The following is a 19903-nucleotide window of genomic DNA, read 5'->3' as shown; positions in this document are numbered from 1 at the left end:
GGTATTTTTGGGAACTTGTTTTGTGGTTCCCGGTCAATTTTCAGCAGTGCTGAATAAGCACGAGTTATGTGAGTCGGAGGTTTTTTCGTATGACCACTTCTTTGCAACCTGCTTATGCCTTGGTCCCGGGTGCGAACCTGGAGGCCTATGTGCACACGGTGAACAGCATTCCATTGCTGACGCCCGAGCAGGAGCGTGAACTGGCCGAGAGTCTCTACTATGAGCAGGATCTTGAGGCGGCTCGGCAGATGGTGCTCGCCCACCTGCGTTTTGTCGTACATATCGCCCGTAGCTATTCCGGCTACGGTCTGGCCCAGGCCGACCTGATCCAGGAAGGCAACGTTGGCCTGATGAAAGCTGTAAAACGCTTCAACCCGGAAATGGGTGTGCGTCTGGTTTCGTTCGCCGTGCACTGGATCAAGGCGGAAATCCACGAATTCATCCTGCGCAACTGGCGCATTGTGAAAGTCGCGACCACCAAGGCCCAGCGCAAGCTGTTCTTCAACCTGCGCAGCCAGAAGAAGCGTCTGGCCTGGTTGAACAACGAAGAAGTCCATCGTGTGGCGGAAAGCCTCGGTGTGGAGCCGCGCGAAGTGCGCGAGATGGAAAGCCGCCTGACCGGCCATGACATGGCCTTCGACCCAGCCGCCGAAGCGGATGACGACAGCGCCTTCCAATCGCCGGCCAACTACCTGGAAGACCACCGGTACGACCCGGCCCGTCAGCTGGAAGACGCCGACTGGACCGACAACTCCACCAGCAACCTGCACGAGGCGCTGGAAGTGCTGGACGACCGCAGTCGCGACATCCTCTACCAGCGTTGGCTGGCGGAAGAGAAAGCCACGCTGCACGACCTGGCGCAGAAGTACAACGTCTCGGCCGAGCGTATCCGTCAGCTCGAGAAGAGCGCGATGAACAAGCTCAAGTTGTCGATTTCCGCGTAATACGCCACGCAATACAAAACGCCCCGATCTGATCGGGGCGTTTTTGTTTGTGGCGTTGGGGCGGCGGTGTCTGTAAGGGCGCTATCGCGAGCAAGCTTCGCTCCTACGGGGCCGCGCATTTTTCTGTAGGAGCGAAGCTTGCTCACGATCAGATCTTGAACATCACTGAGCCCACAGAGCCTTGCGCGAATCGTTCAGCCCCAGCAGGTAGCTGTCCCCGCCCAGCTGGCCCATCTGTCGGCGAATCCAGCCGGCGCGGCGCGCCACATAACTGCTCGGATGGCTGGCGCTCCATACCCGTGGATTGGGCAGGACCGCGGCCAACAGGCTGGCCTGTTGCCGCGACAGCGAGCCCGCGCTGACGCCGAAGTGATGCCGCGCCGCGGCCTCGGCGCCAAATACGCCTTCGTCCCATTCGGCGCTGTTGAGGTAGACCTCGAGAATCCGCTGCTTGGGCCAGAAGATCTCGATCAGCCCGGTGAACCAGGCTTCCAGCCCTTTGCGCAGCCAGCTGCGCCCGGACCACAGGAACAGGTTCTTCGCCACCTGCTGGCTCAGGGTGCTGGCGCCACGAATCGAGCCACCGCGTTCGTTGTGGGCGAAGGCGGCCTGGATCGCGCCGATGTCGAACCCCCAGTGTTCAGGAAACTTCTGGTCTTCGCCGGCGATCACCGCCACCTTCAGGTCGTCGGAGATCTCCTCCCAGGGTTTCCAGCTGCGTTGCAGGTCGATGGGTTCGCCGTCGACCCAGGATTCGATCTTGCGTTCGACCATCAAGGCCGTGCCCGGAGGCGGCACGACACGGAACACCAGCACCAGCAAAACACTGCCGACGGCGAACCAGAGCAGGGCTTTAGAGAAACGACGGAAAAATAAACGCAGCATAGAGATGGCTTGGCCGAACCCGTTGAGCGCGCCATTATACAGGCCCGACCGACGATTCTGACTGGAGTTCCTCATGCTGCGTGGTTTCCTGATGCTGGCCGCCTTTTTCGGCTTTACCGGCGTTGCCCTGGGCGCATTCGCTGCCCATGGCCTGAAAAATCGCCTGAGCGCCGAATACCTGGCGATTTTCCATACCGGCGTCACCTACCAGTTGGTGCACACCCTGGCGCTGCTGGGCGTGGCGCTGCTGGCCACGCAAATCTCCGGTCGCCTGGTGGCCTGGGCCGGCGCTTCGTTCGCCATCGGCATCCTGCTGTTTTCCGGCAGTCTCTACCTGCTGACCCTGACCGGTTTCAGCAAGCTCGGCATCGTCACCCCCTTCGGTGGCCTGGCCTTCCTGATCGGCTGGTTGTGCCTGGGTCTTGCCGCCTGGCGGTTGAGCTGACCGGCAGGTCCATTTCGAGACGAATGGCTTGGGTCGGCCTTCCTGATCGGGCTAGAATGCTGGCCCCTAAAAATGATGGCGGCATTCGGCATGCGCATTCAGTTGAACGGCGAATCCTTTGAACTGCCCGACGGCGAAACCGTTGCGGCCCTGCTGACCCGTCTGGACCTGACCGGACGCCGGATCGCGGTCGAACTCAACCTGGATATCGTTCCGCGCAGCCAGCACGCCGAGACCACCCTCAACGAGGGCGATCAGGTCGAAGTCGTACACGCCATCGGCGGCGGCTAGCCACCCGGGCCAGGGCCGGCCCCACCCACGCATTCTGCAAGAACCTCACCCCAACAGAGGATTTCCGATGAGCAACGTTCGCAGCGACAAGCCTTTCGTCCTGGCCGGTCGTACTTACCAGTCGCGTTTGCTGGTAGGCACCGGCAAGTACCGTGACATGGAAGAAACCCGCCTGGCCATCGAAGCCTCGGGTGCCGAGATCGTCACCGTCGCCGTGCGCCGGACCAATATCGGCCAGAACCCGGGCGAACCGAACCTGCTGGATATCCTGCCGCCGGACCGCTACACCATCCTGCCGAACACCGCCGGCTGCTATGACGCGGTCGAGGCCGTGCGCACCTGCCGCCTGGCCCGTGAGCTGCTCGATGGCCACAACCTGGTGAAGCTGGAAGTGCTGGCTGACCAGAAAACCCTGTTCCCCAACGTGCTGGAAACCCTCAAGGCCGCCGAAGTGCTGGTCAAGGAAGGTTTCGACGTGATGGTGTACACCAGCGATGACCCGATCATCGCCCGCCAGCTGGCGGAAATGGGCTGCATCGCGGTCATGCCGCTGGCCGGCCTGATCGGTACTGGCCTGGGGATCTGCAACCCATACAACCTGCAGATCATCCTCGAAGAAGCCAAGGTCCCGGTGCTGGTGGATGCCGGTGTCGGCACTGCCTCCGACGCCACCATCGCCATGGAACTGGGCTGCGAAGCGGTGCTGATGAACTCGGCCATCGCCCATGCGCAACAACCGGTGCTGATGGCCGAAGCCATGAAGCACGCCATTGTGGCAGGCCGCCTGGCGTACCTCGCCGGCCGCATGCCGAAGAAACTCTATGCCAGCGCCTCCTCGCCGCTGGATGGTCTGATCAAGTAAGAGCCATTGATGACTGAATCAAACGACACGCCAATCCAGCCGGAAGCCGGCGACGAGCGCCAACACCGCCGCATCAAGAGTTTCGTGATGCGCGCCGGGCGCATGACCGAAGGCCAGCAACGCGGCCTGGAGCAGGGCGCGCCGCTGTATGTGCTGCCGCTGGCCGACGCGCCGGTGGATTTCGATCAGGTGTTTGGTCGCTCGGCGCCACGTTCCCTGGAAATCGGTTTCGGCATGGGCCACTCGCTGCTGGAAATGGCCGCGGCCGCGCCGGAGCAGGATTTCATCGGTGTGGAAGTGCACCGTCCGGGTGTCGGCGCGCTGCTCAACGGCGTGCTGACCCAGGGCCTGACCAATCTGCGGGTCTACGATTGCGATGCGATCGAAGTACTCAACCGCTGCATCGCCGATAACAGCCTGGATCGCCTGATGCTGTTTTTCCCCGATCCGTGGCACAAGAGCCGTCACCACAAGCGTCGTATCGTCCAGGCGTCCTTCGCCGAGCTGGTGCGCAGCAAGCTGAAGGTTGGCGGCATTCTGCATATGGCCACCGACTGGGAGCCTTATGCCGAGTACATGCTGGAAGTGATGAATGTTGCGCCGGGTTACCGCAACCTGGCCGAAGACGGCAAGTGCGTGCCACGCCCGGCCGAACGGCCGATCACCAAGTTCGAGCGCCGCGGCGAGCGCCTGGGCCATGGTGTGTGGGACCTGAAGTTCGAAAAGCAGTCCTAAGCATCACGCAATACCTCCTACAGTCGTTTTTGGGGGGCATTCAAGATTGGTGGCGATCCGCCGAAAGCTCTACGTCCCCCACTTGTAAAGGAAGACGAGTCTTGAAAGCCATTTTCGCCTGTGCGCTGGTTCTGGGTTTATTGTTTTGCGCAGCCTGCGAACGGGTAGTCACCCCTGAGGAATACTTTGCAAGTGCGCAGAGAACGGCGGTAAAGATCGAGCGGGAAGCCAATGAGCGCATCAGGCGAGAGGCCGCCGGGGAAACGCTCGAATACACCCCGGAGCAATTGCGCGTTGCAGAGGGCGATATTGAAGCGCTTGCCGATAATTTGAAGCACGCATCGGATGGCGGACACACGCTGGCAACGTACATGCTGGCCAGTCTGCAGGACAATCCGATGTTCTCTGAGCGAACCCGCCTGGAGACTTGCGGCCTGTACCAGAAAGCCATGGATCAAGGGTTACTGGCTGCCGCGGTGGGTTACTACCATTTGTGCGACAAAGCTTATGAACGGTTTGATTTGCACAACGCCGATCATTTGAAATTCCTGCGGTCGCTGGAACAGTTGTTGAGCAAATCCGACGCTCATGCTGGCGATTATCCGCTTCAGGCCAAGCGCTCCCTGTGTTTCCTGGACGAAAGGGCGCCGCAAACGCAGCAAGGTGTGGCGGCTATGCGCGCCCGCGCTGTCGCGTTGATGTTGTCAGAAGAACAATATCGGGCTGAAGCCAATTACATTCTTGCGCTGACACGGGTAAACGCCAGCGACCGGCACGACAGTCAGAGCATTGTGTATCTGGATAACGCTGAAGCGCTGGGCTGCCAGGACTATTACGGGCTCAGCGCGATGATCCGCCATGAAGTCAAATCCAGCGTTAAATAGATGACCCCTGTGGGTGGGAAGCGTGGCGTCCATATTCATTTTGGGTTGTTTTCGGCTCAGCGACGATCGGCGACGACCCCAATGAGTATCAGGACAACCAGCAGCACCGGCGCCAGGCTGTAGTTGTTGAACTGGCTCAGGCCGCGGACGATCCATGGCGTGGCGTAGATCAGCGCCGCGCCGCTGCCGATCATGCACAGCAGCGCCATCATCGGTACGCGCAGGGCGCCGGCGAGGCCGCCCAGGCGTGCTTCGACCCAGCCTTTGATATCGGCGCCGAACAGCACCAGCAGGCAGCCGACGAGGGCCAGGGAGATTTCTGAAAGGTTGCTGCGACTCCAGCGGGACACGGTAGCGAGCAGGTCGAGTATCAAATCCATTCGTTTTCCCTTAGGGCTGAAATCAGCTCAGAAATTTCTGCAGCAAGTCATTGAGGAAGAGTTGGCCGCGCGGGGTGGCGGCCAGGCGTGACGGTTCGACCTGCAACAGGCCGCTTTGTTCGGCGTCGCGGCGACCTTCGGCGAGGCTTTCCAGGGGCAGCCCGGTGCGCTCCGGGTACAGCCGGGCCTCGACGCCTTCGGTCAGGCGCAGGGCGTTCATCAGGAATTCGAATGGCAGCTCTTCGTTGCTCAGGTCCTTTTCGCCGGCCTTGAAGTTTTTCGCCGGGTTGAGGTAGTCCTTGGGCAGGCGGGTCTTCCAAGTACGGACGATGCGCCCGTCCGGATGGCTGAGCTTGCCATGGGCGCCGGCACCGATGCCGATGAAGTCGCCGAAGCTCCAGTAATTGAGGTTGTGCCGGGCCACCCGGCCGGGCTGGGCATAGGCCGAGACTTCGTACTGGGCGTAGCCGTGTTCGGCCAGCAACGCCTGGCCGGCTTCCTGGATGTCCCACAGGGTGTCGTCTTCCGGCAGCGTCGGCGGCTGGTTCCAGAACACCGTATTGGGCTCCAGGGTCAGCTGGTACCAGGACAGGTGGGTCGGCTTCATGGCGATGGCCTGGCGCAGGTCGCTCAGGGCGTCGTCCAGGGACTGATCCGGCAGGCCGTGCATCAGGTCCAGGTTGAAGTTGTCGAACCCGGCCTGGCGCGCCATGCCGGCGGCGCGGACCGCCTCGTCACCGTTGTGGATGCGGCCCAGGGCCTTGAGTTTTTCTTCCTGGAAGCTCTGGATACCGATCGACAGGCGATTGATGCCCAGGGCGCGATAGGCGGTGAACTTCTCCTGCTCGAAGGTCCCGGGGTTGGCCTCCAGGGTGATCTCGATGTCGTGGGCGAACGGGATGCGTTGCTCCACGCCTTTGAGCAGCCGGCCCAGGGCCTGGGCGCTGAACAGGCTCGGCGTACCGCCGCCGAAGAAGATCGAACTCAGCTCGCGGCCATAGACGGCGGGCAGATCCTGGTCGAGGTCGGCCAGCAGGGCGTCGACGTACTCTTCTTCCGGCAGCACGGGGCTGGCGGCGTGGGAGTTGAAGTCGCAGTAAGGGCATTTGCGTACACACCACGGGATGTGGATGTACAGCGCCAGGGGCGGCAGTTGGGGCAGGGCCGCCCGGGGCGTTTGCGCACCGCCGAGAATCAGCGGTTGCGCGGACGAATCTATGGTCATTGCAGGCTCAAGCGTTGCCGCAGAATGGCCATGGCGCGGGCGCGATGGCTGAGTTGGTTCTTTTGGATCGGGTCCAGTTCGGCGCTGGAGCAGTTGCGCTCCGGTACCCAGAACAGCGGGTCGTAGCCGAAACCGTGCTCGCCGCTGGCGGCCGTAAGGATGCGCCCGTGCCACAGGCCTTCGCAGAGGATCGGCAGCGGATCCTCGGCATGCCGTACCAGCGCCAGCACACAGACGAACTGCGCGCCGCGCTCGGCCTCGGGTACATCCTTCAGGGCGTCCAGCAGCTTGGCGTTGTTTGCCGCGTCGCCCTGGCCGTCGGCGTAACGCGCCGAGTAGATGCCCGGCGCGCCGCCGAGGAAGTCCACCGCCAGGCCCGAATCGTCCGCCAGTGCCGGCAGGCCGGAAATGCGCGAAGCGTTACGGGCCTTGAGGATGGCGTTCTCGACGAACGACAGGCCGGTTTCTTCCGGCTCGACGCTGCTGAACTCGCCGATCGAGCGCAGGTGCACCGAGTCGCCGAGCATGGCCTGGAGTTCCTTGAGTTTGCCGGCGTTATGGCTGGCCAGTACGAGTTGGGTAAAAGTCATCATTCGCCGGGGAAAAGCTCTTGGTTGAAATTGATGGTGTTGATCGCGTCACCGGTCTGCACCTTGATTTCGAAGGTGCGGGTTTCCTGCTGCTCCACCGGGTACTGGGCGATGTAGTAGATCGCGCCCTGTTCGGTGACCTGCTTGAATTTCAGCGGCACCGATTGGCTGGTCAGGTCCTTGACGGTCCCGGTGACCTGGGCGACCAGCGGTTTGCCGGCCTTGAGCACCGAAACGTTGATCACGCCCTGGTTCTTGCTGCGCACCAGCTCCGCGGCCTTGGCGATATCCGGTTGCAGGAAGGTGGAGTTGAAGGTGTTGTAGTGCACGGTCACGTCACCGAACACTTCCTGGCGCTCGCCCTTGATGGGCTCGGCGGCCATCGCCGATGCGCTCAGGCACGCTGCCAATAGAAAAGTAACCAAGCGACCCATGATCGTTCTCCTTGCTTTGAACCTGGTTTATACCGCGATCTGGTGATCCTGCAGGCCGGGGCTGCTGACGCGGTAGATGCCGATCTCACCTAACAGATTAGGCCATAGCTTACTGGCCCACCCGTGGCGGTGCTGTTGATCCACCGCAAGGCGATCGATGACCTTGGCTTCACGTTCGCGACAAAGCTCTTCGAAGTCCTCGAATGTGCAGAAGTGGATGTTCGGCGTGTTGTACCAGGTGTACGGCAGGAACTCCGAGACTGGCATCCGGCCCTTGCTGGCCAGGTACCAGCGGCAGCGCCAGTGGCCGAAGTTGGGGAAGGTGATGATGCACTGGCGGCCGACCCGCAGCATTTCGTCGAGGATCCGGTCCGGGTAGTGCACAGCCTGCAGGGCCTGGGTCATGACCACGATATCGAAGCTGTTGCTGGCGAAGTTGCCCAGGCCCTTGTCCAGGTCCTGCTCGATGACGTTGATGCCCTTGGCCACGCACTCGGCGATGTTCTCCGGGTCGTTTTCCAGGCCATAGCCGGTGACTTGCTTGTGATCGCGCAGCCAGCTCAGCAGTTCGCCATTGCCGCAACCGAGGTCGAGCACGCGGCTGCCGGCGGGGATCCATTCTTGGATGATTTCCAGATCGGCTCTCATGGCGTCCTCACAGCGTTATACGGTTCATGTAGTTGCCGAACGCCTGCAGGTAACGCGGGATCGGAATCAGAAAGGCGTCGTGGCCCTGTGGGGCATCGATTTCCAGGTAGCTGACGTCCTTGCGCGCGGCCATCAGGGCGTCCACCAGTTCCCGCGAGCGGGCCGGGGAGAAGCGCCAGTCGGTGGTGAAGGACATCACGCAGAACTTGGCCTTGGCGCCTTCGAAGGTTTTCGCCAGGTTATCGTCGAAGTTCGCCGCCGGATCGAAGTAATCCAGTGCCTTGGTCATCAGCAGGTAGGTGTTGGCGTCGAACCGCCCGGAGAACTCCTCTCCCTGATAACGCAGGTAGCTTTCGACTTGGAACTCGACGCTGTGGAAGTCGTAGTTGAGCTTTTCGCTCTTCAGGCCACGGCCGAATTTCTCGCCCATGGAGTCGTCGGACAGGTAGGTGATGTGCCCGACCATCCGCGCCAGCATCAGCCCGCGCTTGGGGATCACGCCCTGTTCCTGGAACGAGCCGCCGTGGAATTCGGGGTCAGTGAGGATGGCCTGGCGCGCCACTTCGTTGAACGCGATGTTCTGCGCCGACAGCTTGGGCGCCGAGGCGATGGCCAGGCAATGGCGCACCCGGTCCGGGTAGGTGATGGTCCACTGCAGGGCCTGCATGCCGCCCAGGCTGCCGCCGATCACGGCGGCCCACTGGTGGATGCCGATCCGGTCGGCCAGGCGTGCCTGGCTGTGCACCCAGTCTTCCACGGTCAGCACCGGGAAATCGGCGCCGAACGGCTTGCCGGTGTCCGGGTTGACGCTGCTCGGACCGGTGGAGCCGTTGCAGCCGCCGAGGTTGTTCAGGCTGACGACGAAGAACTTGTTGGTGTCGATTGGCTTGCCCGGGCCGATGCAGCTGTCCCACCAACCCGGCTTGCGGTCGTCGGGGCTGTGGTAGCCAGCGGCGTGGTGATGGCCGGACAGGGCGTGGCAGATCAGCACGGCATTGCTCGCCGTGGCGTTCAGCTGGCCGTAGGTCTCAAAGATCAGATCATAGGCTGGCAGGGAGCGGCCGCAGGCCAGGGCCAGGGGCTCGCTGAAGTGCGCCACTTGCGGCGTCACCAGACCAACGGAATCGGCGGGAAAGGCAGTTGGCATCGACCCTGCTCTCGTTTAAATGAGGCGTAAGTCTAAAGACCGCTGCCCCCAGCGGCAAGCAAAGGCCGGGGCTGATTTCAGGCAGTTGAAGCGCAGGGAGACAATCGCGGGCAAGCCTCGCTCCTACACGACCGCGTGGATCTGTAGGAGCGAGCGGGCGGCGATCCGACGTGCCCGCGATGAACGGTGATGAAGTCAGCTGGCCGGCCGCTTCAATTCTGGCAGATCCGGCAGCTTCTTCGGTGCGTTGATCCGCACCCGTTTCTGCCGGTTCAGCTCGCCGCTGATCAGGCTGACCTGGCTCTTGGACACGCCGAAGGCCTTGGCCAGGAAGGCCATCAGGTAGGCGTTGGCCTTGCCCTCCACTGGCGGCGCGGTAAGGCGGATCTTCAGGCGCTCGCCATGCAGCCCGGCGAAGTCATCGCTCCGGGCCGCAGGTTGCAGGTGGCACTCCAGGATCAGGTCGTCGCCGTCCCAGCGAAAGTAGCTCATCACAGAGGCCGGGTCAGATCAGCAGGCGCAGGATTTCCGGCATCATGGTCATGGCTGCCAGGTTGTTGATCACCAGCATGTCGATCAGCTTGAGCACCATGAACGCCAGGATCGGCGAGATATCCAGGCCGCCCATGCTCGGCAGGATGCGGCGGAACGGCGCCAGGGCCGGCTCGCAGATCTGGTTGACCAGTTCGGCACCCGGGTTATGGCTGCCCGGGGCGACCCAGGAAAGGATCACGCTGATGATCAGGGCGAAGAAGAAAATCTTCATGAACAGCGCGGTCACGCCAATGATCGACCAGATCAGCAGCTGCACCGGGTTGCCGGTGGTGCCGTAGGTCAGCAGCAGGGTCAGGGCCATCAGCAGCAGTTGCACGACGATCGCCAGGATCAGCGACGACATGTCCAGGCCGAACAGGCTCGGGATGACCCGGCGCATCGGCTTGAGCAGCGGCTGGGTGGCGCGCACGGCGAACTGGCACAGCGGGTTGTAGAAGTCGGCGCGTACCAGTTGCAGCACGAAGCGCAGCAGCACGATCAGCAGGTACAGGCTGCCCAGGGTTTGCAGCACGTACACCGCCGCAGTGTTCAATCCAATCATCATTGGCTCCTTATTGGCCCAGTTGTTCGGCCATCTCGGCCGAGCGGTGCGCTGCGGCACCCAATGCTTTTTCCACCAGGGCTTCGAAGCCGCTGGCCTGGAACGACTTGATCGCCGCCTCGGTGGTACCGGCCGGCGAGGTCACGCGGCGGCGCAGTTCGGCCGCGTCGACGTCGCTGGACACCGCCATGTGCGCCGCGCCCAGCGCGGTCTGCAGGGTCAGTTGCCGGGCGGTTTCCCGTGGCAGGCCGAGCTTCTCGCCGGCGGCGGTCATGGCCTCGATCAGCAGGAAGAAATACGCCGGGCCGCTGCCGGACACGGCGGTCACCGCGTCCAGTTGCTGCTCCTGTTCCAGCCACAGGACGATGCCTACGGCCGACAGCAGCTCTTGCGCCTGCTGGCGTTGCTCCGCGCTCACCGCGGCGGTGGCGTACAGGCCGCTGGCGCCCTGGCGCAACAGGGCTGGGGTGTTGGGCATGCAGCGCACGATCGGCTGCTCGCCGAGCCATTTGTTCATGCTGGCGCAGGTGATGCCGGCGGCGATGGACACGATCAGCTGGTGCGGCTTCAGGCTGGGGCGCAGGGCTTCGCACACGGCCTTCATGGCCTGTGGCTTGACCGCCAGCACCACCACGTCGACGCCGGCAATGGCTTCGGCGTTGTCGGCGAACACTTCAATGCCGTGCTCGGCCTGGACCTTGGCGCGGGTTTCGGCGCCCGGGTCGCTGGCGCGGATCTGGCTGGCGTCCAGGCCCTTGGCGCGCAGGCCGCCGATCAGGCTGGCAGCCATGTTGCCGGCGCCGATAAAGGCGATACGAGTCTTGCTCATGACAGGTCCTTATTCAGAGGTGGGGCCGCCACGGTCATGGCTGGCCATAATCGCGGGCACCAAACAGGGCGGTACCGATACGTACCCAGGTGGCGCCTTGGGCGATGGCCGCTTCGAGGTCGTGGCTCATGCCCATGGAAAGTGTGTCGGTTGGCAGGTCCAGGCTTTCGTTCAAGCTGCGTACGGCCGCGAAGGCGGCGTCCTGGGCGGCACGATCTTCAGTCGGCTCGGGAATCGCCATCAGCCCGCGCAGTTTCAGGCGCGGCAAGGCGCTGATGGCGCTGGCCAGGGCAGGCAGGTCGGCCGGCGTACAGCCAGACTTGCTGGTCTCGCCACTGACATTGACCTGAATGCAGATGTTCAACGGCGGCAAGTCGGCCGGGCGTTGCTCGGACAGGCGTTGAGCGATTTTCAAGCGATCCACGGAATGCACCCAGGCGAAGTTCTCGGCGATAGCTCGCGTCTTGTTCGACTGAATGGGGCCGATGAAGTGCCAACTCAAGGGCAGGTCGCCGAGTTCCGCCTGTTTGCCCAGGGCTTCCTGCAGGTAGTTCTCGCCGAAGTCGCGCAGACCGGCGGCATAGGCTTCACGCAGCGCCGCGGCGGGCTTGGTCTTGCTCACGGCCAGCAGGCGGACGCTGCTTTCGTCACGTTGCGAGGCCTGCGCCGCGGCACGGATCCGTGCGCTAACCAGGGCGATGTTGTCTGCTATCGTGGACATTCGATGTACGCCAGCGGGTCTTGGGTTCGCGGCATTCTACTGGAATTGGGGAACGCTATGGATATCACTGAGTTGCTGGCCTTCAGCGTCAAACAGGGCGCTTCGGACCTGCACCTCTCGGCCGGTTTGCCGCCGATGATTCGTATCGACGGCGATATTCGCCGGATCAACCTGCCGGTGCTGGAGGCGCAACAGGTGCATGAGCTGATCCTGGCCAGCATGAGCGACCCGCAGCGGGCCGAGTTCAAGGCTGCGCTGGAGATCGACTTTTCCTTCGCGGTGCCGGGCCTGGCGCGCTTCCGGGTCAATGCCTTCAACCATCAGCGCGGCGGCGGCGCGGTCTTTCGCAGTATTGCGGCCAAGGTGCCGAGCCTGGACGAACTGGGCATGGGCGAGGTGTTTCGCCGCATCAGCGAAGTGCCCCGCGGCCTGGTGCTGGTGACCGGGCCGACCGGTTCCGGCAAGTCGACCACTTTGGCGGCGATGATCGATCACCTGAACCAGAGCCGGCACCAGCACATCCTCACCATCGAGGACCCCATCGAGTTCATCCACGAATCGAAGAAGTGCCTGATCAACCAGCGTGAGGTGCATCGCGACACCCGCAGTTTTTCCACGGCGCTGCGTTCGGCCCTGCGCGAAGACCCGGATGTGATCCTGGTCGGTGAGATGCGCGACCTGGAAACCATCCGCCTGGCGTTGACCGCTGCGGAGACCGGGCATCTGGTGTTCGGCACCCTGCACACCACCTCGGCGGCAAAAACCGTGGACCGGGTGGTGGATGTGTTTCCGGCCGAGGAGAAGGCGATGGTCCGCTCCATGCTTTCGGAATCGCTGCAGGCGGTGATTTCCCAGGCGCTGGTGAAGCGTATCGGCGGCGGTCGGGTAGCGGCTCACGAGATCATGCTGGGGACCACGGCGATCCGTAACCTGATCCGCGAGGACAAGGTGGCGCAGATGTACTCGGCGATCCAGACCGGTGGGGCGCAGGGGATGCAGACCCTGGACATGAGCCTGAAAGCGCTGGTGGATGCTGGGCTGGTCAGCCGGGAGCACGCCCGGGAGAAGGCGCGGGCGCCGGAGAGTATTTGAGGGGGGAGAGGTGTCGGGGCGGCAAATGCAATCGCGAGCCATCGAGCATGGCTGCTCGATGGCTCGCGATCAGGGAAAGCGGATCAGCGCTGAACGATGCGCAGGGTGTTCTGCTCTTTTGGCAGGACCCGCTTGGCCACTACGTAGTTCTTGTCCCAGTACGGCTTCTTCAGGGTATCGATGGTCACCGACTTGCCGCGGCGCGGCGCGTGGATGAAACGATCGTTGCCCAGGTAGATGGCGACGTGGTTGACTCGGCGGCTCTTGAGGTTGAAGAACAGCAGGTCGCCAGGCTTGAGGTCCTTGCGCTCGACTTTCTGCCCGTGGCCGCTGGCCATGGCATTGGAGGTGCGCGGCAGATCGACGGCGGCGACGTCGTTGAACGCGTATTTCACCAGGCCGCTGCAGTCGAAGCCTTTGCTTGGGCTGCTGCCGCCCCAACGGTAAGGGGTACCCAGTACGTTGACGGCACGGCTGAGCACGGTGCTGCTCTGCTTGGCCGCCATCTGCGGCACCGGCTTGCTGCTGACGCTGCTCAGGTGAGTCGGGCGTTTGACCGACAGCTTGTTCTTGGAGCTGTTCTTGCTGACTTGGGTGACGTGGGCTTTTGGAGTGAAGCCGTTCACGTTAGGAAGACGTTGCTCACGATTGGTGGCGTGGGCGGCCAGTGGCATCAATAGGCAAATGGTTAGCCATGTCTTGAAAAATGGACGCATTAGGCAAGGCTCATATGGGTTAGCGCGCAACTTTATAACAGCTTTTTTGTCACTTCTCAGGCCGTTGGTCGATTCAACCTGGAGGTCAAATTCGCTGAAGAGGCGGCAAATTGACGCAATTGTCCGACAGAAGTCAGGCAGTACAAGGGTTTCACGGCAGGGACCTTAACATTTGCCACACGTCGGCCGCCTGTAAAAAAGTCACAAAGAATTAAAGAAAATTTATCTATTGCGTGGAACGAGGTACTTAATGAACACCTATCGCTCGGACGGTTCGACCCATGACACCCACAGCAAGGTGATCGGTTACCTGTTGTGGATTTTCGGTTTTACCGGCTCCCACCGCTTCTATTACGGCAAGCCGATTACCGGAACTATCTGGTTCTTCACCCTGGGCTTGCTGGGTATCGGCTGGCTGATCGACCTGTTCCTGATCCCGGCCATGGACCGCGAAGCCGACCTGCGTTTTACCCCGGGGCCGATCGAATACAGCGTCGCCTGGATCCTGCTGACCTTTCTCGGGATCTTTGGCGTGCACCGCATGTATCAGGGCAAATGGATCAGCGGCCTGCTGTACCTGCTGACTGGCGGGGTGTTCTTTCTGGGGGTCTTGTACGACTTCTGGACGCTGAACGACCAGGTGTCGTTGCGTAACGCGCAGCGGCGTTGAATGCAGGAGCGCCATCGCGAGCAAGCTCGCTCCTACAGAAGAAGTACGGCGCCCATGTGGCCTGTGCCGTACCTGTAGGAGCGAGCTTGCTCGCGATCATGGCCGTCAGCCCTTGTGGCTGATCCGCCCATCCACCAGGGTGTAGCGCACCACGCCCGGCAGGCTATGGCCGAGGAACGGGCAGTTCTCGCCTTTCGACAGCCAGTGTTCGCCGGCCACGGTGGACGTGCTCGGGTCGAACAGTACCAGGTCCGCCGGAGCGCCCACCGCCAGCTTGCCGGCTGGCAGGCGCAGGGCGTCGGCCGGGCCGCTGCTCAGGCGGGCCAGCAGGGTCGGCAGGTCGAGCAGGCCGTCTTCCACCAGGGTCATGGCCAGTGGCAGCAGCAGCTCGACGCTGCTGATGCCCGGCTCGGTGGCACCGAAAGGCGCCAGCTTGGCGTCCCGTTCATGGGGCTGGTGGTGGCTGGAAATGGCCTGGACCACTCCGGACTTCACGGCTTCACGCAGGCCTTCGCGGTCGGCGCGCGAGCGCAGCGGCGGCTGCACGTGATAGAGGCTGGAGAAGTCGATCAGCGCGTCGTCGGTGAGGATCAGCTGGTACAGCGCCACGTCGGCGGTCACCGGCAGGCCGCGGGCCTGGGCCTGGGCGATCAGGGCCACGCCCCGGGCGCTGGTCAGCTGGCTGAAGTGGGCGCGCACGCCGCTTTGCTCCACCAGCAGCAGGTCGCGGGCCAGGGCCACGGTTTCCGCGGTTTCCGGAATGCCCGGCAGGCCGAGGAAGCTGGCGGTGGCGCCTTCGTGGGCCAGGCCGCCTTCGGCCAGGTCGCGGTCCTGGGAGTGGAAAATCACCGTCAGGTCGAAGGTCGCCGCGTATTCCAGCGCCCGGCACAGGGTGCGGGTGCTGCGAAAGCTCTCCAGGCCGTTGCCGAAGGCCACGCAACCGGCGTCGCGCAGGGCGATCAGCTCGGCCAGCTGTTCGCCGTCCAGGCCTTTGCTCAGGGCGCCGATCGGGAACACCTTGGTATTGCCGGCTTCGCGGGCGCGATCGAGGATCAGCTCGGCCACCGCCGAGGTGTCCAGCACCGGCTTGGTGCGGGGTGGGCAGCACAGGCTGGTGACGCCACCGGCCGCGGCGGCGCGGGTTTCGCTGGCGATGGTGCCTTTGCGGCTGTAGCCCGGCTCGCGCAGGGAGACGTTCAGGTCCACCAGCCCGGGCGCGGCCACCAGGCCCTTGGCGTCGAGGCTTTCGACCGCGCTGAAACCGGCCGGGGCGGCGCCGATGGCGACGATCTTGCCGGCTTCCAGATGGATATCGCTGACTTGATCCAGGCCGCTGCTTGGATCGATGACACGGGCGCCGAGAATGCTGAGCTTCACTGGGCGTTCTCCTGCTCGAATTGTCGCTGGGCGGTCTGCCCGCTCATGGCCATGGACAGCACGGCCATGCGTACCGCGATGCCGTAGGTCACCTGGTTGAGGATCACCGAGTGCGGACCGTCGGCCACCGCCGATTCGATCTCCACGCCGCGGTTGATCGGCCCCGGGTGCATGACGATGGCGTCCGGCTTGGCGCCGGCCAGGCGCGCGGTGGTCAGGCCGAACAGGCGGTAGAACTCGCCCTCGCTCGGCAGCAGGCCGCCCTGCATGCGCTCACGCTGCAGGCGCAGCATGATCACCACGTCGACGTCTTTCAGGCCTTCGGCCATGTCGGTGTAGACCTTCACCCCGTATTGCTCGATGCCGATCGGCAGCAGGGTCTTTGGCGCGATCACGCGGATGTCCGGGCAACCCAGGGTTTTCAGGGCCAGCATGTTCGAGCGCGCCACCCGCGAGTGCAGGATGTCGCCGACGATGGCCACCGAGAGGTTTTCGAAGCCGCCCTTGTGCCGACGGATGGTGAGCATGTCGAGCATGCCCTGGGTCGGGTGGGCGTGACGGCCGTCGCCGCCGTTGATGATCGCCACCTGCGGGCACACATGTTCGGCGATGAAGTGCGCGGCGCCGGAGTCGCCGTGGCGCACGACGAACATATCGGCGGCCATGGCTTCGAGGTTGCGCAGGGTGTCGAGCAGGGTTTCACCCTTGCTGGCCGAGGAGGTGGACACGTTGAGCGTGATCACGTCCGCCGACAGGCGCTGGGCCGCCAGTTCGAAGGTGGTGCGGGTGCGGGTGGAGTTCTCGAAGAACACGTTGCACACGGTCTTGCCGCGCAACAACGGGACTTTCTTCACCGCCCGGGCGCCGACTTCGAGGAAGGAGTCGGCGGTGTCGAGGATTTCCGTCAGCAGCTCGCGACGCAGACCGTCGAGCGAGAGGAAGTGGCGCAGCTGGCCCTGATCGTTGAGCTGCAGCGGGCGCTTGGCGTCTAGAGGCGTCATCGCAATGGACTCTTTAGATGGGCGAATTAAAGGGCGAGGTCTTGAAGCTCGAGTTGAAGCGGCGCAGGACCGGACAATTTTACCCGCTCGTGGGCGGCCAGCGACAGGGTGGCGCCGACCACGTTCGGGCGGATCGGCAGCTCGGCGGCGTCCAGGTCCAGGAGACAGACCAGGGTCACGCTGGCCGGGCGGCCGTAGTCGAACAGCTCGTTGAGGGCGGCGCGGATGGTGCGGCCGCTCATCAGCACGTCGTCGATCAGGATCAGGTGCTGGCCCTCGATCTCGAACGGCAGCTCGGAAGGGCGCACCTGCGGGTGCAGGCCGTTCTGGCTGAAATCGTCGCGGTAGAAGGACACATCCAGGGTACCCAGCGGCGCGTCGCTGCCCAGTTCGGCGAGCAGGGCCTGGGCGACCCAGACACCGCCGGTACGGATGCCGATATAGCGGGGCTCGCTGATGGCGCGTTGTTCCAGGTGGGCGGTGAGACGCACGGCCATCTGGCTGATCAGTTCGGCGGGGTTGGGCAGGCTCATGATTGCTCCTTCGTGGGCCCGCGCCTGGTTGCGTGCAGCAAGGCGCAGGGTCTTACGGCTGGTGTTGTGGCCAGGAGGCGCGTGGCCGGGGGTTGACCACGCATCTTCAGGATTCGGCGTTTCAGTTGTTCAACAGCGCTGCGTTTTCGTCGAGCCAGCCTTGCAGCAGCAGGGCGGCGGCGATGGCGTCGACCGGGTTGTCGCGGTAACTGCCTTTCTGGCCGCCACGGGCCAGGCGTTCGCCCTTGGCCTCGAAGGTGGTCAGGCGTTCGTCATGGGTATAGAAGGGCAGGTTGTAGCGACCGTTGAGGCGCCGGGCGAATTTCTCGGCGCGTACGCACATCTCGCTCGGGGTGCCGTCCATGTTCAGCGGCAGGCCGACCACCACCGCATCCGGCTTCCATTCCTTGATCAGGGCTTCGACCTGATTCCAGTCCGGCACACCGTTCTGCGCTTTCAGGGTGCACAGCTCGCGGGCCTGGCCGGTAATCGCCTGGCCGACCGCCACGCCGATCTGCTTGGTGCCGTAGTCGAACCCGAGGATCAGTCGCAGGGCCATCAGGCGTGGCCCGCCTGGCTGGTCAGCAGGGCGAGGTTGATGCCCAGGTGCTTGGCCGCCGCTTCCAGGCGCAGTTCGCTGCTGGTGTTGAACAGGATGTCGGCGTCGAACGGGCAGGTCAGCCAGGCGTTATTCGCCAGTTCGGCTTCCAGCTGCCCGGCTTCCCAGCCGGCATAACCCAAGGCGATCAGGCTTTTCACCGGGCCGACACCGTCGGCGATGGCGAACAGCACGTCCTGGGACGTCGACAGCGACAGGCCGTCCAACTCGACCGTGGCCTGGAAGGTCGGGCCGCTGGGGTGCAGGACAAAGCCGCGATCGGTCTGCACCGGGCCGCCGATGAAGATCGGCACATGCTGGCAGAGCGCTGGCGGGTCGATCTCGGGGCGCAGTTGTTCGAGGATGTCGGCGAGGTTCAGGTCCTGCGGACGGTTGACCACCAACCCCATGGCGCCATTGGCATTGTGCTCGACGATGTAGGTCAAGGTGTGTGCAAAGTTCGGGTCGGCCATGTGTGGCATGGCGATCAGGAAGTGATGCTTGAGGTAGCTGGGGCTGACGTTCTTCATGAGCGCTAGTGTGGCGGTGGAGGGGCGAACTGACAAGCTGGGGATGCTCTCATCCCCCATGAATCCTGCAGGGGGATCAGTTGCTGGACAGCCTGTCGCCGCGGGCGAACTTCCAGGTGCGGATGATCTCCAGGCGGTCGATATCCGACAGGTCGCCGGTAAAGGGCGCGAACGGCGCCGCCAGGCGCACGATGCGCTGGGCCGCCTGGTCCAGCAGCGGCTGGCCGGAGGACTCCAGCACCAGCACCTCGTACAGCGAGCCGTCGCGGTTGATCGACACCATCAGCCGCAGGTTGCCGTAGATCTGCTTGCGCCGGGCTTCTTCCGGGTAGTTGAGGTTGCCGATGCGCTCGACCTTCTTGCGCCATTCGTCCTTGTACCAGGCGCCCTTGTCGCGCATGGTCGAAGCCGCGCTCAGGCGGTGGATGCGCGGGCGCTTGGCGTACAGCTGCTGCTCCTGGGCCAGTTCGGCCTCCAGGCTGGCGATGTCGCTGGACAGCTGCTCGCTGTCGAACGTTGGTACGGGAACCTTGGGTTTGGCCTCGGTCTTGACCTCTTCACGCTTGGTGACGGTCTTTTTCGGTTTCGGCGCGGTGGTGGCGACCGCGGCCTTGGGCGCGGCTTCTTTGACCTCGGTCTTGGCCGGAGGCGGCGGGGTGATCTTGTTGACCTTGTTTTCCTGGAACGGCGCCACTTCGGTGGTCTTCGGGATCGCCTTCTTGTCCAGGGTGCCGCTGCCTTCCTGGTTTTCCTGGGCAAGGAAATCGGCCTTCTTCGGCTTGGTCTCGCTCTTGAAGGTGGCCAGGGTGATTTCCAGGGTCTTGCTGATCTGCTTGGGTTCGGCGAAGGAGAAACCCAGGCCGAGAATCAGCGCGATATGCAGCAGGGCGGCCAGGAACAGGGTAAATCCCAGGCGATCGGCCGGGCGCACGCCGCTGTAGGCCAGCTCGGGAGGCAGATCGGAAGGGAGAGCCATCAGCGGTTCACAAAAGTCATCAGCGGTTCAACATCACAAAAAACTTCACAAGACCAACATCGCGGGTTTCACAGGCGGCGCATGATAACGCAATGTTGGTTTGTGCTTGGCAGTTCTGGATCAACGAGCCTTGAGCTTCTGATCGATGGCATCCATCAGCATTGCGCCAATGTTGGTGCCGAAGGCGTTGTCGATCTCGCGGATGCAGGTCGGGCTGGTGACGTTGATTTCGGTCAGGTGCTCACCGATCACGTCGAGCCCCACGAACAGCAGGCCTTTCTCGCGCAGGGTCGG

At 63.3% G+C, this 19903-nt stretch carries 26 protein-coding genes and 1 pseudogene; 8 read left to right on the top strand and 19 right to left on the bottom strand.

The annotated features are described in order from the left end of the window. Positions 1-89 precede the first annotated feature (89 nt). Positions 90-944: an RNA polymerase sigma factor RpoH gene (gene rpoH, locus J4D52_RS26005; protein WP_025807175.1), complete on the top strand. Its 855-nt coding sequence runs from the start codon at positions 90-92 to the stop codon at positions 942-944. A 162-nt stretch (positions 945-1106) separates the two neighbouring features. On the opposite strand, the gene mtgA is transcribed toward rpoH, so the two are convergent. Beyond that, the gene (gene mtgA, locus J4D52_RS26000; protein WP_102676380.1) at positions 1107-1829 is read right to left on the bottom strand and encodes a monofunctional biosynthetic peptidoglycan transglycosylase; all 723 of its coding nucleotides are present in this window, start codon (positions 1827-1829) and stop codon (positions 1107-1109) included. Between the two features lie 73 nt (positions 1830-1902). Between mtgA and J4D52_RS25995 the strand changes: the two genes are divergently transcribed. The 5 genes from J4D52_RS25995 to J4D52_RS25975 all read left to right on the top strand — a co-directional run bounded on the left by J4D52_RS25995 (position 1903) and on the right by J4D52_RS25975 (position 5046). Beyond that, the gene (locus J4D52_RS25995; RefSeq protein ID WP_063433309.1) at positions 1903-2274 is read left to right on the top strand and encodes a DUF423 domain-containing protein; all 372 of its coding nucleotides are present in this window, start codon (positions 1903-1905) and stop codon (positions 2272-2274) included. 90 nt (positions 2275-2364) lie between these two features. Next, positions 2365-2565 (top strand): sulfur carrier protein ThiS, encoded by a 201-nt coding sequence (thiS, locus tag J4D52_RS25990; RefSeq protein ID WP_007921206.1) that lies wholly within the window; start codon positions 2365-2367, stop codon positions 2563-2565. 67 nt (positions 2566-2632) lie between these two features. Then, entirely contained in the window at positions 2633-3427 is a 795-nt protein-coding gene (locus J4D52_RS25985; RefSeq protein ID WP_007921204.1) for a thiazole synthase, read from the top strand. Positions 3428-3436: 9 nt separating this feature from the next. After that, positions 3437-4162: a tRNA (guanosine(46)-N7)-methyltransferase TrmB gene (gene trmB / locus J4D52_RS25980; protein ID WP_053262989.1), complete on the top strand. Its 726-nt coding sequence runs from the start codon at positions 3437-3439 to the stop codon at positions 4160-4162. Positions 4163-4263: 101 nt separating this feature from the next. After that, a complete protein-coding gene (locus J4D52_RS25975; protein WP_063433308.1) occupies positions 4264-5046 on the top strand; it encodes a hypothetical protein in 783 nt (260 codons plus the stop codon). A 56-nt stretch (positions 5047-5102) separates the two neighbouring features. Here the strand turns inward: J4D52_RS25975 and J4D52_RS25970 are convergent, their stop codons facing one another. From J4D52_RS25970 to J4D52_RS25925, 10 genes are all read right to left on the bottom strand, one after another. Next, positions 5103-5426 (bottom strand): DUF3392 domain-containing protein, encoded by a 324-nt coding sequence (locus tag J4D52_RS25970; RefSeq protein WP_053262987.1) that lies wholly within the window; start codon positions 5424-5426, stop codon positions 5103-5105. A 22-nt stretch (positions 5427-5448) separates the two neighbouring features. Continuing rightward, entirely contained in the window at positions 5449-6651 is a 1203-nt protein-coding gene (gene hemW / locus J4D52_RS25965) for a radical SAM family heme chaperone HemW (RefSeq protein ID WP_102676344.1), read from the bottom strand. Further along, positions 6648-7244 carry an RdgB/HAM1 family non-canonical purine NTP pyrophosphatase gene (gene rdgB, locus J4D52_RS25960; RefSeq protein WP_009046030.1) on the bottom strand — a complete coding sequence of 199 codons (597 nt, stop codon included), beginning with the start codon at positions 7242-7244 and terminating at the stop codon, positions 6648-6650. Before rdgB ends, hemW begins: the two co-directional genes overlap by 4 nt. Continuing rightward, on the bottom strand, positions 7241-7675 hold the full coding sequence (locus J4D52_RS25955) for a DUF4426 domain-containing protein (protein WP_007921193.1): 435 nt from the start codon (positions 7673-7675) through the stop codon (positions 7241-7243). Before J4D52_RS25955 ends, rdgB begins: the two co-directional genes overlap by 4 nt. Before the next feature lie 27 nt (positions 7676-7702). Then, positions 7703-8323, bottom strand: coding sequence for a methionine biosynthesis protein MetW (metW, locus tag J4D52_RS25950; RefSeq protein WP_025807181.1), 621 nt, complete (start codon positions 8321-8323; stop codon positions 7703-7705). Positions 8324-8330: 7 nt separating this feature from the next. Continuing rightward, positions 8331-9470, bottom strand: a complete 1140-nt coding sequence (locus J4D52_RS25945) for a homoserine O-acetyltransferase (protein WP_025807182.1) — start codon at positions 9468-9470, stop codon at positions 8331-8333. 195 nt (positions 9471-9665) lie between these two features. Continuing rightward, a complete protein-coding gene (locus tag J4D52_RS25940; RefSeq protein WP_063433306.1) occupies positions 9666-9962 on the bottom strand; it encodes a DUF167 domain-containing protein in 297 nt (98 codons plus the stop codon). A gap of 13 nt (positions 9963-9975) precedes the next feature. Further along, on the bottom strand, positions 9976-10566 hold the full coding sequence (locus J4D52_RS25935; protein WP_009051315.1) for a YggT family protein: 591 nt from the start codon (positions 10564-10566) through the stop codon (positions 9976-9978). Positions 10567-10576: 10 nt separating this feature from the next. Further along, positions 10577-11395: a pyrroline-5-carboxylate reductase gene (gene proC / locus J4D52_RS25930; protein WP_063433305.1), complete on the bottom strand. Its 819-nt coding sequence runs from the start codon at positions 11393-11395 to the stop codon at positions 10577-10579. A gap of 34 nt (positions 11396-11429) precedes the next feature. After that, positions 11430-12116 carry a YggS family pyridoxal phosphate-dependent enzyme gene (locus tag J4D52_RS25925; protein WP_063433304.1) on the bottom strand — a complete coding sequence of 229 codons (687 nt, stop codon included), beginning with the start codon at positions 12114-12116 and terminating at the stop codon, positions 11430-11432. Positions 12117-12173: 57 nt separating this feature from the next. On the opposite strand from J4D52_RS25925, the gene J4D52_RS25920 reads away from it, so the two are divergent. After that, positions 12174-13208 carry a type IV pilus twitching motility protein PilT gene (locus J4D52_RS25920; RefSeq protein WP_063433303.1) on the top strand — a complete coding sequence of 345 codons (1035 nt, stop codon included), beginning with the start codon at positions 12174-12176 and terminating at the stop codon, positions 13206-13208. Positions 13209-13291: 83 nt separating this feature from the next. Here the strand turns inward: J4D52_RS25920 and J4D52_RS25915 are convergent, their stop codons facing one another. Beyond that, a complete protein-coding gene (locus J4D52_RS25915; RefSeq protein ID WP_009046022.1) occupies positions 13292-13924 on the bottom strand; it encodes a C40 family peptidase in 633 nt (210 codons plus the stop codon). Between the two features lie 250 nt (positions 13925-14174). Between J4D52_RS25915 and J4D52_RS25910 the strand changes: the two genes are divergently transcribed. Next, positions 14175-14594 (top strand): TM2 domain-containing protein, encoded by a 420-nt coding sequence (locus J4D52_RS25910; protein WP_063433302.1) that lies wholly within the window; start codon positions 14175-14177, stop codon positions 14592-14594. 105 nt (positions 14595-14699) lie between these two features. Here the strand turns inward: J4D52_RS25910 and J4D52_RS25905 are convergent, their stop codons facing one another. From J4D52_RS25905 to J4D52_RS25875, 7 genes and pseudogenes are all read right to left on the bottom strand, one after another. Then, complete coding sequence (locus tag J4D52_RS25905) at positions 14700-15971, bottom strand: dihydroorotase (RefSeq protein ID WP_053281271.1); 1272 nt, start codon at positions 15969-15971, stop codon at positions 14700-14702. Continuing rightward, positions 15968-16972 carry an aspartate carbamoyltransferase catalytic subunit gene (locus J4D52_RS25900; protein ID WP_007929978.1) on the bottom strand — a complete coding sequence of 335 codons (1005 nt, stop codon included), beginning with the start codon at positions 16970-16972 and terminating at the stop codon, positions 15968-15970. Before J4D52_RS25900 ends, J4D52_RS25905 begins: the two co-directional genes overlap by 4 nt. 26 nt (positions 16973-16998) lie before the next feature. Further along, positions 16999-17505: a bifunctional pyr operon transcriptional regulator/uracil phosphoribosyltransferase PyrR gene (gene pyrR / locus J4D52_RS25895; RefSeq protein ID WP_007929976.1), complete on the bottom strand. Its 507-nt coding sequence runs from the start codon at positions 17503-17505 to the stop codon at positions 16999-17001. Between the two features lie 121 nt (positions 17506-17626). Beyond that, entirely contained in the window at positions 17627-18064 is a 438-nt protein-coding gene (ruvX, locus tag J4D52_RS25890) for a Holliday junction resolvase RuvX (protein WP_009046019.1), read from the bottom strand. Then, positions 18064-18633: a YqgE/AlgH family protein gene (locus tag J4D52_RS25885; RefSeq protein ID WP_063433301.1), complete on the bottom strand. Its 570-nt coding sequence runs from the start codon at positions 18631-18633 to the stop codon at positions 18064-18066. The genes ruvX and J4D52_RS25885 overlap by 1 nt, the downstream gene beginning before the upstream one ends. A 76-nt stretch (positions 18634-18709) precedes the next feature. Then, a complete protein-coding gene (locus J4D52_RS25880) occupies positions 18710-19609 on the bottom strand; it encodes an energy transducer TonB (RefSeq protein ID WP_025807189.1) in 900 nt (299 codons plus the stop codon). Between the two features lie 120 nt (positions 19610-19729). Then, positions 19730-19903 (bottom strand): annotated as a pseudogene (locus J4D52_RS25875) (glutathione synthase); the annotation flags it as partial.

The sequence above is a fragment of the Pseudomonas sp. GW460-12-10-14-TSB1 genome, assembly GCF_017349775.1.
Lineage (GTDB): Bacteria > Pseudomonadota > Gammaproteobacteria > Pseudomonadales > Pseudomonadaceae > Aquipseudomonas > Aquipseudomonas piscium.
This window is presented reverse-complemented; position numbering and strand designations above follow the sequence as displayed.